Raw genomic sequence first — 13048 nt, forward strand, 5'->3', positions numbered from 1 at the left:
TCTGTTCAAGGTTCAAGGTTCAAAGTTCGAGGTTCACGTCTTGCAACGTTGAACGTGGAACATTGAACGTTGAACGGATTTTATTGGATTAACGGCAACATGACGGTGAACGTCGTCCCCCGCCCCGGTTCCGACTCCACTTTGATCATTCCCCGGTGCTCGGCGACGATTTTCTGGCAGATGGCGAGGCCGAGGCCGGTTCCCTTGCTCTTGGTGGTGTAGAAGGGGGTGAAGAGGTGCTCAAGCTGCTCTTTGCCGATACCCGGTCCGTCGTCGGATACCTCTATAGCCACCATGCGGGAGCGCCGTTCCCCCTTCTGGGTCATGCTGTAGTCGGCGAGGACCCGGCTGCTCACCCGGACCTGTCCCGTATCACCCACTGCCTCTACGCCGTTCTTGATCAGGTTGAGGAAGAGCTGGGTCAGGAGCGCCTCGTCCGCGAGGATTGGCGGGATGCTCGGGTCGAACTGTTGCTGGAACGTGATCTCCCGGTCGTCCACCGAACGTTTCTGAAGAACGATGATGTCGCCGAGTATCTTGTGGAGGTTGACGGGGGCAAGCTCCAGCTTGCGGGGGGCCGCCAGTTCCAGGAGTTCCTCGACGATCCGGTTGACCCTCTGCACCTCCTTGAGGACTACCCGGAGATAGTCCCGCTGTTCACTCCCCTCCGGCAGTTCCATGGCCAGGAGTTGGGCCGCCCCCTTGATGCCGCCGAGAGGGTTCTTGATCTCGTGGGCAAGGCCTGCCGCCAGGGCTCCCAGGGATGAAAGCCGGTCGGCATGGCGTACCGCCTCCTCCAGGTCCCTGATGTTGGTAAGGTCACGCAGGAGGAGAATGGTGCCGATCCGTTCACCGTTTGCCATCAGGAGGGGGGAGGTGGTGGCACCAACCGGGATGGGGTGGCCGGTTTTCTTCAGCACGATGTTCTCGTGGTCGGAAATGGTCATCCCGGTACGGGTGGTTTTCTCGATCATCTCCAGGAGAAGGTCCTCTCCACGGAACAGCGATGTGAAGTGCAATCCCATCGCCTGGCGCCGGGAAACTCCTACCAGTTCCTCCGCCGCCGGGTTGATGAGGGTTATGCCCCCCTCCTCGGCTATAACGACCACGCCGTCGCCGACGCTGTCGATAACGTTGGCGTAATAATCCTGGAGATGGTTAACGGCCATGGACCGTACCCCCGAAAAAATCCTCCACGGCAGCGACGACCGCCGCCTTCCCCGTGATGCGGTTGATCTGGTCCCGGAACTGGGCGGCGCCGGCAAGGCCCCGGGCATACCACGAAAGATGTTTTCTCATCTCCCGCAGGGCAACCCGTTCACCCGTGAGTTCGATGAAGATATCCATGTGGCGCAGGGCAACCGCAAGCCGCTCCGCAGGAGTCGGAATCACCGGCTCCTCACCATTCAGGAGAGCGGCCGCTTCCCGGAACAGCCAGGGGTTTCCCAATGCGCCACGGGCCAGCATGATGCCATCGCAGCCGGTTTCCCCGATCATGCGGGCCACATCCGCCGCCGTGAACAGGTCGCCGCTGCCGATGACCGGGATGGTAACGGCTTCTTTCAGGGCGGTGATCTTCTCCCAGTCGGCATGCCCCTCGAACATCTGGGAACGGCTGCGGGGGTGGAGGGTGATGGCGTCGCACCCTTCGGCTGCGGCGATGCGACCGATTTCCAGGAAGTTGTCACTGTCGGCGCCCCAGCCGGTCCGGATTTTCACCGTCAGGGGGAGGGGGGTGGCACGACGAACCTCCCTGACGATGGCTGCCACCTTCCCGGGTTCCCGCAGAAGCGCGCTGCCTGCCCCGCTGTTGACCACCTTGCGGACCGGGCATCCCATGTTGATGTCGAGGAGATCGCCGTAACCTTCCACCAGCCGGGCCCCTTCAGCCAGAAGCACGGGGTCGTCACCGAACAGCTGGATCCCCAGTGGCCGGTCCGCCGGTGTGCTGGCAAGAAGACCGAAGGTCTTTTTCCCGTCACGTACCAGGCCGTTGACGCTCACCATTTCGGTGAATGCCAGGCTGGCACCGCATTCCCGGGCCATGAGCCGCATCGGGAGGTTGGTTATGCCGGCCATGGGCGCCAGCAGCAGGTTGTTGGGAAGCCGAAGCGAACCGATTACAAGGGGTTGTACCATGAAAAATATCTATTCCGGGAAAGCTTTTGCCTAATTTTTGTGCATACTAGCATACGCCGGAAAAAAGGCAAGGGAATTTTACCCCCCGTACCGACCCCCGACAAATGGGGGAAATCGGGCTGCCACCGGCCGTTCACGTTCCCATTGACATTTCCGTTGTCGCCGGGTACCCTTCTCTGCATCTATCGGGAGGGTGTACGGCTTGCGCATAAGTTACGAAACAGCGGGATCCTGTGCCAAGAGGATCGACATAGAAATCGAGGCGGGAGTTATCGTGGATACCGTATTCGTCGATGGCTGTCCCGGAAATACCCGGGCAGTGGCCGCGCTGGTAAAAGGGATGCCGGTTGCCGATGCGATTCGGCGTCTCAAAGGTATCGCCTGCCAGGGGGACACCTCCTGCCCGGACCAGTTGGCAAGGGCTTTGGAGGCAACGGTATTCAAAGGGTAGAGGCTCCCGGCGAAGGATGGGACGGAAAGCGGCTCCCCTACATATCAGCTAATCATGATTAACGAGGGTGTGATGGAACTGGTCGGCGGGTTCATGGTGATGGTTTCGATCGTGGGGTTTTTTCTCACGGTCCTCTGGTTCGTTCTCCCCTTTGTGATTTTTGCCATGAAGGGAAAACTTGACCGGAGCCATATCATTCTGGAAGACATTGAAAAACGGCTGACGGCAATCGAGGCGCGGCTCGACATGGTCGTTCCCCTTGCTTCGGCAGCTAGTAATTCGGAAGTTTCGACCGAAATCCCGCCTTCTCAAGCGCCTCCGTCATCTGGCGGGGAGTAACCTTCCTCCCGTCGTACCTGACCTCGACGAGGTTTTTCTTCATGTCGACCTTCACATCTGCAACTCCTTCCAGCTTGAAGAGCGTTTTTTCAACGTTCTTCTGACAGGAAGAGCACATCATGCCGTGCACGGTCAGGGCTACCGATGTCTGGCCCGCTTTTCCCTCATCCCCCTGCGCAAGGGGTATTCCCACGGAAATCACCAGCGCAATCACTCCTGCCGTAATCAGCCTCATCATCATTGTTCTTCCTTGTCCTGGTTTGGCGGTGGTTTGACCGCCTCCATGATTCGCGTTATGGCGCGTGAGAAATGTTCCACGACCACCGGGTCGAACTGGCTCCCCGCGCACCGGCGGAGTTCGTAAAGGGCTTCAGTTACCGAATGGCCCGGTTTGTAGGGACGTTCGGCCACCATGGCGTCGAAAGCGTCGGTGACCCCGATGATGCGCGCCTCCAGCGGAATGGCTTCTCCCTTGAGCCCGGCTGGATAACCGGATCCGTCATACCTTTCGTGGTGGTGAAGGATGCCGGGGATTACGTCCCGAAGTTGTTCTATGGGGGCGAGTATGGCCACCCCTTTTTCCGGATGCAGACGCATGGGGGGGAATTCGTCTTCCATGAGTGCCGCCGGTTTGTCGAGCAGGGCCTCGATAATGCCGATTTTCCCGATGTCATGGAGCAGCCCCCCAAGGCGCACCCGTTCCACCACGTCATTGGAAAGACCCATCTCCCGGGCGAGGCGGGTGGACATTTGCATGACCCGTACCGAGTGTCCCTTCGTCCAGGAGGATTTGGCGTCGATGGCGTTTGCCAGGCTGGTGACCGTGCTGATGAAGAGGATGTGGAGATCTTCGTAGAGCCGTGCGTTGCCGAGGGCTACCGCCATCTGGGAGGCGATCTTCTCGATGGTGAAGGTGGCCTCCGGTGTGAACTGCCCTGCATCCGTATCCCCTAGGAGGAGCACGCCGTCGATCCGGTCTTTTGACAGAAGCGGGATGGCAAAAAGAGACTTGATGCCTGCCTCCATCAGGCGGCGGTCCACGGGACTGAGTCGTTCGCGCGCCGTCAGGTCGCCGATTCGCTGGCTGGACTGGCGGGCAAAGGCCGCACCGGCTGTCGAGCGACCTCTGATGCGCGAGCCTGGCTGCATTTCCGGGGGAACGGTGATGCCGTTGCCATGAATAGCCGTTATCTCCAGGTCCTCTCCCTCCACCTGGAGGATGGCCACCAGTTCGGAGCGGGTGATGCGCTCGATGTGCTGCATGGCCGTTTCCATGATCTTTTCCCGGGAGAGGGAGGAGGAGATTGCCTTGTTGATCTCGTCCAGGGTCATGATGACGTCGATCCGGCCGGCCAGTTCGATGGCCATGTCCAGGGTTTCGTCGAACAGGCGCATATGGGAAACCACCAGGGCGGCATGGGAGACCATATCCCTGATTATGGCGATCTCGTCATCGGAAAAAGGAGGGAGTTTCCGTTCCCGGGAGACGAACACCGCCCCCAGTACCTGGTTGCGGACGATCATCGGCACGGCCAGCAGGTTGACGTCGCGCAGGATGCGGCGGAAGCGCGGATTGAGGAGTTGGGAACTGCCGGTGTCGGTGATGAGAAGGTGTTGTTTCTTCTGCAACAGACCTTTGATAAGGGGGATGGTGGCCGATGCGAGGGGCATCGTCCGGAATACCGGCTGGAAACGGCGGGGGAGTCCCGCGCTGTGCACGGGGGTGAAATCGCGCCGGTCCCGATCGAAAAAATAGGCCGCCGTCCAGCGACTCTTGACCATTTTCCTGAGCAGGCGGGAGAGGTCCTTCACCACCTCGTCGATGTCGTCGAGGTTGCTGAGGCGCTCGCTCCCTTCGATGATGGATTTGAAGATGTCGGCCATGGGTGTTGTACCGTCCGTAGTGAATTAAACCACAAAATTGGCCATAGTGCTTGCCAAAACAAGGATTTTTTATTACTATCCACCCTGTTTCCCCTCTGTTTCCGAGACGCCGGTGGCGCGGTCCGAAGGGGATGCATACCAATTTCAGATCAAGGATGAAATCAAGGCGGCGAGGATTGAGGCGACGCAGGCGTACAGGCAGTACGTTGAGGAGCCGAAGACGAGCCAACGCAGATAGCGCCTTGATGTGGAATTGGTATAACCAGCATGTAGAAGCGAGGAGGATGTCATACACATGGGGATTTTGCAGGGTAAAAAGGCGGTCATTTTCGGTGTCGCCAACGAGAAAAGTATTGCCTGGGCCGTGGCCGAGGCGTTCAAGCGTGAAGGGGCCGAACTGGCCTTTACCTATGCCAATGAGACGGTGGCCAAGCGGGTCATCCCCCTGGCCGAGAGTATCGGGTCCACCCTGGTACTCCCCTGCGACGTGCGGAGCGACGACGAGATCAGGGATACCTTCGGCAAGATCGGATCGGCCTGGGGGGGGATCGACTGTCTTGTCCATTCCATTGCCTTTGCCAACCGGGAAGAGCTGAAGGGATCGTTCCTCAATACGAGCAGGGAAGGTTTTTCCATGGCCCTGGACATCAGTGCCTACTCCCTCATTGCCCTCGTCAAGGAGGCAATGCCGCTCATGAAGGAGGGGGGGAGCGTGATGACCATGACCTATTATGGTGGCCAGAAGGTTTTTCCGAACTACAACGTGATGGGGGTTGCCAAAGCAGCGTTGGAGATGAGCGTCCGCTACCTTGCCGAGACGGTCGGCCAGGAAGGTATCCGGGTCAATGCCATATCTGCCGGGCCGCTCAAGACCCTTGCCTCTGCGGGGGTCGGCGGTTTTAACCAGATCGCCGGCCATGTCGCCGAAAAGGCGCCGCTCAGGCGCAATATCACCCAGGATGAGGTGGCCGGGGCTGCTCTCTACCTGGCAAGTGACCTGTCACGGGGGGTGACCGGCGAAGTCCATTTCGTGGACTGTGGGTACAACATCATCGGTCTTTAATGCCCCATTGTAGGGGCAACCCCTGTGGTTGCCCATCGTTAGTGGTAGGCGCGGGTGCCTGCCCTACAATCCAGAGGGAAGTCTATCAAACAGCTCCATGGCAACCTCACCGGCCTGAAGCCGAGCCAGCTCAAAGGGATTGAGCGCCTCTACCGGCGCCGTATCGGGATTGCCGACGTGGTTTCCCTCGATGTGGCGCGGGAGGTGGCCGAGCTGTCCCGCGATATTCGGCGCCAGATCGGTATCCTGGCCAACCGGTTCGGCGAGATCGAGTATGTCATCGTCGGTGACGAGCGGGGGCTCCTCATTCCCGAGCTTCCCGACTACCCCCTCGGCAAGAAGCTCCTGCGCGGCTTGCGGCTCATCCACACCCACCTGAAGGGTGAACCCCTCACCGACGACGACCTTACCGACCTGGCCATGCTCCGGTTCGACCTGATTGCGGCCCTCCTCCTCGATCCCCATGACACGACGATCTCCATCCAGAATGCCAGCCTGACCCCTTCTGCCCCCGCTGCTGCTCCCTACAGCGTCGATCCTCCCCAACTCTTAAACCGTTTTCAGTTCGATTTCGCAGCCTTCGTCGCCGAGCGGGAAAGCGCCCTTCAGCGTGCCGCCAAGGGGGCCAGAGAGGTGCGGGGTGGTGAGGAGCGGGGAATCCTCGTTTCGGTGACCACTCAGCCGCCGGGAGAGGCAGCCGATTCCATGGAGGAGTTGAAGGAGCTCGCCCGCACTGCCGGCGTGGAGGTGCTGGATACGCTGATTCAGCGTCCGCGCCAGTTCAACCCCCGCTACCTCATGGGGGAGGGGAAGATGCGCGAAGTGGTGATCCGCGCACTCCAGTTCGGCGCGACCCTGCTGGTCTTCGACCAGGAGCTTTCTCCGGCCCAGGTCCGTTCCATCTCGGAAATGACCGAGTTGAAGGTCATCGACCGGAGCCAGCTGATCCTCGACATATTCGCCCGCCGGGCCACGAGCCTGGACGGCAAGGTGCAGGTTGAGCTGGCCCAGCTCAAGTACCTTCTCCCCCGCCTGACCGGGAGGGGGGTGCAGATGTCCCGACTCATGGGGGGTATCGGGGGCCGCGGACCGGGTGAAACGAAGCTCGAAGTGGACCGCCGCCGGATCCGGGACCGGATCGCCAAGCTGGAGAGGGAGTTGGCCGAGCTGTCCCACGGACGTTACCAGCGCCGGCAGAAACGGGCTCGCTCCGGCCTCCCCATCGTCTCCATCGTCGGCTACACCAACGCGGGTAAATCGACCCTTCTTAACACCCTTACCCGGAGCGACGTCTTTACCGAAAACCTCCTCTTCGCCACCCTCGACACCTCGACCCGCCGCCTCCGCTTCCCCCGGGAACGGGAGGTAATCATCACCGATACGGTCGGTTTCATCCGCTCCCTTCCGCGCTCCCTCATGGGGGCCTTCAAGGCTACCCTGGAAGAGCTTCAGGATGCCGATCTTCTCCTGCATCTGGTTGACTGCGCGAATCCCCGCTGCGAGGAGCAGATCGCTCAGGTTGAACAGATTCTGGAAGAGTTGGATCTGGCCGACAAGCCGCGCATCCTGGTGTTCAACAAGAGCGACCAGCTTGCCGAACTGAAACGGCGTGATCCCCTGGCGTTCATGAAGGTGCGCCAGTTGACGCGCCGCTACGGATCCATCAGCATTTCCGCCCTGGATGGCGCCACCCTGGAACCCCTTCTCGTGGAGATGGAGCGCCGGTTCTGGCCTTTCTGACGCGCTAATCCGCGCCTCCCCGAATCTAATTGTCTGCACTTCCGCCTCCCGAGCCGCCGCGCATCCCGATTGACAGCCCGCCAATAATTGACTATACTGACCCCTCCTCGCAGGCTGCCATGTGTCGGTTACCCAGGTCGCGACAGTCCAAGGATCTTCAATGAAAACAATGTTCTCTCTTGCCATAGCCCTGCTGGTGGCAGCGCCGGTGCTGGCGGCTGAGTTGCCGGCCGGCAGTTCGAAACAGAACCCGCTTCTTGCCGGACTTGTCATGTCCGGGAGCATGGTTACCCCTCCCGCCGACGGGGTGGCTGCGTCCCGGGAGGCCTCCCATCTGGGGCGGGCTCTGGAACTCCCGGCGGCGGAGCTCTACCCGCTTGACGAACCGGCCGATGTGGCTGCGGATTTCGACCTGAAGCTGCCGGAAGAGGACCTGCCCGATTCGGACATCCCCCTCACCCTGAACGATAAGGTGCAGTATTTCGTTTCCTATTTCCAGGGTCGTGCCCGGCCCGTATTCGCCCGCTGGCTTTCCCGTTCCGAGCGGTACCTGCCGATGATGAAAGAGGTGCTTCGCAAGGAGTCCCTGCCGGAAGACCTCGTCTACCTGGCCATGATCGAAAGCGGGTTCTCTCCCCACGCCTACTCGGTGGCGAGCGCCGTCGGCCCCTGGCAATTCATGTCAGCCACCGGCAAGCGTTATTCCCTGCGCATCGACGGCTGGATCGACGAGCGGCGGGATCCGCTCAAGTCGACGGTGGCCGCCGCACTTTACCTGAAAGAACTCTACGGGCTGTTCAACAAGGACTGGTATCTGGCGGCAGCCGGTTACAATGCCGGCGAGAACAAGATTCTCCGGGCCATCGACATGTACAATAGCCGCGATTTCTGGCAGCTCGCCAAGGGTTCGTACCTGAAGCGGGAAACCAAGGATTACGTGCCGAAACTCCTGGCCGCTGCCATTATCGCCAAGGAACCGCACAAGTACGGTTTCGCCGACGTGGCCTACCTCCCTCCCATCGAGTTCGACACGGTCCCGATTCCGACCCAGACTGATCTCGATCTGGTGGCGCGTCTCTGCGACATTCCCCTTCAGACCCTGCGGGAATTGAACCCCGAGTTGCGCCGGTGGGCCACTCCTCCCGATTACCCGGGGTACGAGCTGAAGCTGCCGAAGGGGAAAAGGGAGTTGTTCGCGGCCGAATACGCAAAGCTCCCCGAGGAGAAGCGGTATACTCCGAAGGTTCTCTATACCCGCTACCGCATGAGAAAAGGGGACACCCTGGCCGGTGTGGCCAGTCGTTACGGCACCACCCCCCAGGTTCTGGCGGAGCTGAACCGGCTGGGCAAGGCGAAGAAGGTGCGCGGACGGGTGTTGACCATCCCCGTCCGACCCGAGGTGCAGGATGCCCCCGTCAACGTTGTTGCCAAGAAGGAAAGTCGTGAGTTCAACAAGTACTACACCGTGAAAAAGGGGGATACCCTCCACGCCCTGGCCAGACGTTTCAATGTTTCGGCCAGGATTCTCTCCGCCTGGAACAACATCCGGGAAAAAATCGCCCTGCGGCCGGGCCGGCGCATCATCGTCGCAAAGTATGTGGAGAAAGCGGGAGCCATGGTTCCCGCGGTGAACGAAAAATCGTAAGTCGGAAAGGATTTCCCACAGATGTATAATGCACTGATCTCCGCGGCGGTGGCCGTGGTCGTTTTCATCGGACTCAAGCTTGCGGTCGGTTCCTGGTGGATAGCCGCGCTGGTTTCGCCGCTGATGGCCATACTGGTCTTCTTCCTCATTTCCCGCATCGTCATGAAAAAGGTCATGGCCATTATGGAGACCGCCAATCGAGACCTCCAGGGGCAGCGGGTGGACAAGGCCATTAACGAGCTGAAGAGCGCCTTTGTCTATGGCAAGTGGCAGATGTACGTCACCGGCCAGCTCAACGCCCAGATCGGCATGATCTACTACATGAAGCGCGATTTCGGCAAGGCCTTTCCCTATCTGGAAAAATCGTTCTTCAAGAACTGGGTAGCCATGGGAATGCTCGCGGTCAGCTACATGAAGCGGAGCAAGCCCGAAAAGATGAGGGAGACCTTCGAGAAGGCGGTCCAGTGGAGCAGCAAGGAGTCTCTCCTCTGGAACGTTTACGCCTACTGTCTGACGGAAATCGGGGATACGGGAAAGGCCAAAGAAGTGCTGGAGCGGGGGCTCAAGAAGCTCCCCGGCGACGAGCATCTGAAGGGGAACCTGGCCCTGCTCGGGGAAGGGAAGAAGATGAAGATGCGCGGCTTCGGCGACATGTGGTTCCAGTTCCACCTTGAGAGCATCGGCGCGATCCAGAAACATCATGCGGCCGCCATGGGGGGCTCGAAGCGCCGGATAATCCGGAAATAGAGCCGGCTACGGCAGAGAGAAAGAGACCTTCGGGTCTCTTTTTTTATGAATCCGTGAGAACTGCGCGCCAACGTTCTGCCCAAAGTACCATGTGTTCCGCGGGACAATCATCCCTCACGGATTCACGTTTTTTGTTATACTTTTCATTCCGGGTGACCCGTGATCGATCTCGTTAAAACTCTCGTGGTGCTGGCCGTTCTCGTGGTACTCCTGCGCCGCAAGGTCTATCTGGGGACCGTCATGGCGGTGGGTTCGCTGCTGCTGGCGATTCTCTACCTCACCCCACCCCGTGCATTCCTGGGGGGGGTGTACCGTGCGCTGCTCGCCCCCCGCTCCCTGGAAATGACGGGGATGCTGGTCTTCACCATGATCATGGAGAACGTGCTCAGAAAGACCGGTACCCTGAAGCGGATGGTGGCAAGTCTGGCGGAACTCTTGCCCGACGGGCGCTTGATCATGGCGGCCATGCCGGCCATGATCGGCCTTCTTCCGTCTCCCGGCGGTGCGGTGTTCTCGGCGCCGATGGTGAACGAGGCGGCCGCCGGTACCACGATCGGCGCCGACCAGAAGGCGTTCATCAACTACTGGTATCGCCACATCTGGGAATACGTCTCGCCCCTCTATCCCGGCATCATCCTGGTGTCTGGCCTGACCGGTCTCCCCTATGCCAGCCTCTCCCTGGCCAACGCACCTTTTGCGGTGTCGGTGGTGGGGTGGGGGGTGTTCTTCTGTTTTACGGGAGTCGGTCCGGTGAGGATCGCACGGGAGCAGACGGCGGGGCGCTGGAAGGCGTTCGGTGTATTTCTCCTGGCGGTGGCCCCTATTCTCGTTACCTTGGTGCTCGTGGTGATCCTGCGGGTCAGTCCCGTCCCGGCCATGGGAGGCGTGGTGGTGCTCCTCTACCTGCTGCACCGCTATTCTCCGGCCAAAGTATGGGAATCCCTGCGCGAGAGCGTCTCCCTGAAGGCCGTATTTCTCGTGCTCGGCATCATGGTGTTCCAGGAAACCCTGCAGGTTACCGGTGCCCTCGATGGGGTGTCGCGGTTTTTCACCAGCAGCGGGCTGCCCCCCATACTCATCATCGTGGCCATTCCGTTTCTTGCCGGGTTGATGACCGGGCTTACCATTGCCTATGTGGGGATCACCTTTCCGCTCCTGCTGCCGCTCATGGGGGGAGCGACACCGTCTCTCGGGCTGCTCGCACTCGCCTTCGGCAGCGGGTTTGCCGGCGTCATGCTGTCGCCGCTCCATCTCTGCCTCGTGCTGACCCGAGAATATTTCAATGCCGACATGGCAAGGGTCTACCATCGGCTCTGGGTGCCGTCCGCCCTCGTTCTGGCCGCGGCCGTCATCCCGCTCTGGCTGTTCCGTTAGATTTCAAGGAGGAGCCGGTGGCTCCCCTGACAAACAAGGAGGTTTGACATGCTGAAAAAATCGCTGCTGCTGGTACTCTTTCTGGTAATTACGGCCTCCCAGTGGGGATGCGTATCCCTCGGGAGGTTCGAGCAGAAGGAGCAGGAGGCACAGACCCTCGACAAGAACCTGCAGGAGCTGCAGAAAAAATACCAGGACCTGAACAGCGAAAACGACGGGCTCAAGGCACGGGTAGCCAAGCTTACCGGCGAGGTGGAAGGGCTCGGCAAGGAGAAGGAAAAGCTGACAGCCGACAACAGGGAACTGGACAAGGTCCTCAAGTCGTCCAAGTCCGAATCCCTCGACAAGATTGCCGAGCTGCGCCAGAAGATCACCGACCTGGAAGGGGAGAACTCCCGGCTCAGGGATGACGTGGCCAAGCTCCAGAAGGCCAAGGAGGAAGAGGTCCAGAAGACCAGCAAGACCTACGAGGAGCTGCTGGAAAAGATGAAGGGGGAGATATCCAAGGGGGAAGTCACCATCTCCGAGCTGAAGGGGAAGCTGACGGTGAACATGCTCAACGAGATCCTGTTCGACTCGGGCAAGGCGGAAGTCAAGGCGGAAGGGCTCGAAGTGCTGCAGAAGGTGATCGATATCCTGAAAACCGTGCAGGACAAGGCGATTCGTATCGAAGGGCATACGGACAACAATCAGATCGTTGGCGCCCTGACCAAGAAGTACGCCACCAACTGGGAACTGTCGGCGGCCCGGGCCATCAACGTGGCCAAGTTCCTCCAGCAGCAGGGGATCGACCCGACCCTCCTGGCTGCCGTGGCGTACGGCGAGTACAAGCCGGTGGCGAGCAACGACACGCCGGAAGGGAAGGCCAAGAACCGGCGGATCGAGATCATTCTGGTGCCGAAGGATTAGCAGTCTGACGGCAGGGGCGGCGCTTGCTCCGCCCCTGCCATGGTGGTCCTGTCATGAAAAAAGAAAAAAAACATATGCCGAAGCCGAAGGATTTTGCAGCCACTCCGTTCCGGTCCCTCAAGGGGTTTCAGGCTGATTCGCCGGCTCCACCGACGCCCGCACCCACACCGGTTCCTCCCCCGGTGGCCGAGGACGACAGCGACCTGTTCCTGCGGGCGGTGGCCAATGTGCGACGCCTCCAGGATGAGCCCGCTCGGCCACGCCCGCAGAAACCAGCGGTTCCGCCGAAAGTGCGGATCGAGGCGGCGGACCGGCAGGCATTTCTCGAAGCCATCGAAGAGTTGCGGCTTGATGTGAACTTCCGCGACGAACTGCCGGACGACGTCGTCCCCCTCAAGCCGCTCCCCGTGAACAGGATGCGCCAGCTCAGGCGGGGAGCGCTCCGGATCGACTACGAGCTCGACCTGCATGGCATGACCCGGGACGAGGCGCTGGAGAGCCTGACCCGTTTCATCACCGGCGCCTTCAACCGGGGACAGAAAGCGGTGCTCGTCATCACCGGCAAGGGAAACAATTCCCCCGACGAACCGGTGCTCCAGGGGGCGGTTGCCAGTTGGCTGCGGGACCGGGGGAAGGCCATGGTGGCCGAGTTTGCCCCGGCGCCGCGCCAGATGGGAGGGAACGGCGCTTTCGTGGTATTCCTCAGGGAGAAGGATGGGAATCAGGGACTAGGGATTAGGGACTAGACAGGAGGGAG

General features: G+C 60.4%; 13 protein-coding genes. 9 read left to right on the top strand and 4 right to left on the bottom strand.

Annotated elements, in window-relative coordinates:
- Positions 1-80: 80 nt before the first annotated feature.
- Both LDN04_RS08065 and dusB read right to left on the bottom strand, forming a co-directional pair.
- Complete coding sequence (locus LDN04_RS08065) at positions 81-1169, bottom strand: nitrogen regulation protein NR(II) (RefSeq protein WP_223908723.1); 1089 nt, start codon at positions 1167-1169, stop codon at positions 81-83.
- Positions 1159-2139 carry a tRNA dihydrouridine synthase DusB gene (gene dusB, locus LDN04_RS08070; protein WP_223908725.1) on the bottom strand — a complete coding sequence of 327 codons (981 nt, stop codon included), beginning with the start codon at positions 2137-2139 and terminating at the stop codon, positions 1159-1161. Before dusB ends, LDN04_RS08065 begins: the two co-directional genes overlap by 11 nt.
- Before the next feature lie 202 nt (positions 2140-2341).
- Between dusB and LDN04_RS08075 the strand changes: the two genes are divergently transcribed.
- Together LDN04_RS08075 and LDN04_RS08080 are read left to right on the top strand one after the other, a co-directional pair.
- Positions 2342-2590 (top strand): TIGR03905 family TSCPD domain-containing protein, encoded by a 249-nt coding sequence (locus LDN04_RS08075; RefSeq protein WP_223908727.1) that lies wholly within the window; start codon positions 2342-2344, stop codon positions 2588-2590.
- Positions 2591-2644: 54 nt separating this feature from the next.
- Positions 2645-2929: a hypothetical protein gene (locus LDN04_RS08080; RefSeq protein ID WP_223908729.1), complete on the top strand. Its 285-nt coding sequence runs from the start codon at positions 2645-2647 to the stop codon at positions 2927-2929.
- Here the strand turns inward: LDN04_RS08080 and LDN04_RS08085 are convergent.
- Together LDN04_RS08085 and LDN04_RS08090 are read right to left on the bottom strand one after the other, a co-directional pair.
- Positions 2862-3170 carry a heavy-metal-associated domain-containing protein gene (locus LDN04_RS08085; protein WP_223908731.1) on the bottom strand — a complete coding sequence of 103 codons (309 nt, stop codon included), beginning with the start codon at positions 3168-3170 and terminating at the stop codon, positions 2862-2864. The two genes, LDN04_RS08080 and LDN04_RS08085, sit on opposite strands and share 68 nt — an antisense overlap.
- Positions 3167-4813, bottom strand: coding sequence for an HD domain-containing phosphohydrolase (locus LDN04_RS08090; RefSeq protein WP_223908733.1), 1647 nt, complete (start codon positions 4811-4813; stop codon positions 3167-3169). The genes LDN04_RS08085 and LDN04_RS08090 overlap by 4 nt, the downstream gene beginning before the upstream one ends.
- A gap of 295 nt (positions 4814-5108) precedes the next feature.
- On the opposite strand from LDN04_RS08090, the gene LDN04_RS08095 reads away from it, so the two are divergent.
- The 7 genes from LDN04_RS08095 (at position 5109) to LDN04_RS08125 (ending at position 13037) form a co-directional block, all read left to right on the top strand.
- Complete coding sequence (locus tag LDN04_RS08095; RefSeq protein ID WP_223908734.1) at positions 5109-5876, top strand: enoyl-ACP reductase; 768 nt, start codon at positions 5109-5111, stop codon at positions 5874-5876.
- Positions 5877-5990: 114 nt separating this feature from the next.
- Positions 5991-7616 carry a GTPase HflX gene (hflX, locus tag LDN04_RS08100; protein WP_223913358.1) on the top strand — a complete coding sequence of 542 codons (1626 nt, stop codon included), beginning with the start codon at positions 5991-5993 and terminating at the stop codon, positions 7614-7616.
- A 160-nt stretch (positions 7617-7776) separates the two neighbouring features.
- Positions 7777-9261 carry a lytic transglycosylase domain-containing protein gene (locus LDN04_RS08105; protein ID WP_223908735.1) on the top strand — a complete coding sequence of 495 codons (1485 nt, stop codon included), beginning with the start codon at positions 7777-7779 and terminating at the stop codon, positions 9259-9261.
- A gap of 21 nt (positions 9262-9282) precedes the next feature.
- Positions 9283-10008, top strand: coding sequence for a tetratricopeptide repeat protein (locus LDN04_RS08110; protein ID WP_223908737.1), 726 nt, complete (start codon positions 9283-9285; stop codon positions 10006-10008).
- Between the two features lie 159 nt (positions 10009-10167).
- Positions 10168-11382 carry a DUF401 family protein gene (locus tag LDN04_RS08115; RefSeq protein WP_223908738.1) on the top strand — a complete coding sequence of 405 codons (1215 nt, stop codon included), beginning with the start codon at positions 10168-10170 and terminating at the stop codon, positions 11380-11382.
- Between the two features lie 48 nt (positions 11383-11430).
- Positions 11431-12291: an OmpA family protein gene (locus tag LDN04_RS08120; protein ID WP_223908741.1), complete on the top strand. Its 861-nt coding sequence runs from the start codon at positions 11431-11433 to the stop codon at positions 12289-12291.
- A 53-nt stretch (positions 12292-12344) separates the two neighbouring features.
- Complete coding sequence (locus LDN04_RS08125) at positions 12345-13037, top strand: Smr/MutS family protein (RefSeq protein WP_223908744.1); 693 nt, start codon at positions 12345-12347, stop codon at positions 13035-13037.
- The last annotated feature ends 11 nt before the right edge of the window (positions 13038-13048 follow it).

Origin of the sequence: Geobacter sp. AOG1 (genome assembly GCF_019972315.1) — a bacterium.
In the GTDB taxonomy this organism is placed as follows: domain Bacteria; phylum Desulfobacterota; class Desulfuromonadia; order Geobacterales; family Geobacteraceae; genus Geomobilimonas.